This window comes from Leifsonia sp. SIMBA_070, from assembly GCF_046534635.1.
Lineage (GTDB): Bacteria > Actinomycetota > Actinomycetes > Actinomycetales > Microbacteriaceae > Leifsonia.
The window spans coordinates 1-236 of sequence record NZ_JAWRYK010000934.1; the positions used below are offsets into that span (position 1 = coordinate 1).

Here is a 236-nt window from a genome sequence, read left to right on the forward strand (position 1 = left end):
GCCCATGCCCGCCTGGACGGCTGCGACAACCTCGTTCAGCGGTATGCCGGCGGCAACCGCCACCAGCACACTGACGGTCAGCAGGGCCAGGAAGGCCGGGATCTTGAACTTGATCACGGCCAGCAGCAGCACGGCGACGCCGGCCACAGCGATGATCAGGAGCGTCAGTGCGCTCATTGTGTGTCTCCTTTGACAGGGATGAAAGGTGCTGCAGGTGGGGGGGTGGTTAGTTTTCG

1 pseudogene is annotated in these 236 nt (G+C 63.6%); it reads right to left on the reverse strand.

The annotated features are described in order from the left end of the window. A pseudogene (locus SB754_RS22945) lies at positions 1-177 on the reverse strand (transporter); the annotation flags it as partial. Between the last annotated feature and the right edge of the window lie 59 nt (positions 178-236).